The following is a 785-nucleotide window of genomic DNA, read 5'->3' as shown; positions in this document are numbered from 1 at the left end:
ACGGGCAGTCGGAGAGGGATTGGGCGAACTCGGCAAAGCGCTGCGGCTGCAGGACGAGCTGTTCGCGCAAGGCGGCGGCCTTGTCGCGCGCCGCGGCGAAGGCGTCGCCCTCGTCCCGTCGGGCGGCAAACAGGATGTGGCTGGCGGCATAGAGAGCGGGCGTCACGAAACGTCGGCGATTGTTGTCGTAATAGCGGCGCAGCGTTTCTTCGTCGGCGGTAGGAACGGGCGCCTCACTGGCCATCAGCTCTCTGATGAGGGCGTCCTCCTCCGTCTCGCGGCGCCCCTCGGCATCGGTTTCCGGTTCGGCGACGATCCCGAGACGACGCGCCTCGCCGAGCAACACCTCGCGAACGATCAGTGCCGTCGCCGCCTCGCGCAGCGCCTCGGCGGCGTCTTTTCCGGGGTGGTTCTGCATCTCCGCCGCGATGGCCTTGCGTTCGATCGCGACGCCATCGACGGTGATCCTGGGAACAGTCGGGCGGGAGCCACGGGGCTCCTTCCGGCCGGCTGTGTCGGCAGTTGCAGGCTGAGCGGCCTGATTGCGGCGGTGATCGACGTCGATGGCGACCATATCCGTCACTCCCCTGCCGAGCGCGGGAAAGAGCTTCTCGCCACGCCGCCGCGCAGCTGGCGGCGCGTGCGCACCACCTGATATCCGGTCCTGCCGAGGTACCAGACGGGCGCGCTCCAGACGTGCACCAGACGGGTGAACGGGAACACCAGGAAGATCGTCAGGCCGAGCAGGATGTGGGTCTTGAAGATCCAGTGGACGTCGGCGAGAT

The 785-nt window shown here is 67.9% G+C and carries 1 protein-coding gene and 1 pseudogene; both read right to left on the bottom strand.

All coding sequences use genetic code 11. From position 1 onward, the window contains the following. Window positions 1-574 (bottom strand): annotated as a pseudogene (locus CJ014_RS27255) (peptidylprolyl isomerase); the annotation flags it as partial. A 5-nt stretch (window positions 575-579) separates the two neighbouring features. Next, window positions 580-785, bottom strand: a 206-nt coding sequence (locus CJ014_RS27250) for a respiratory nitrate reductase subunit gamma (RefSeq protein WP_165791015.1), incomplete at its 5' end; no start/stop codon positions are given.

Origin of the sequence: Pleomorphomonas carboxyditropha (assembly GCF_002770725.1) — a bacterium.
Classification (GTDB): Bacteria; Pseudomonadota; Alphaproteobacteria; order Rhizobiales; family Pleomorphomonadaceae; genus Pleomorphomonas; species Pleomorphomonas carboxyditropha.
The sequence above is the reverse complement of the archived record's forward strand: the minus strand, read 5'-3'. Positions and strand labels throughout refer to the sequence as shown.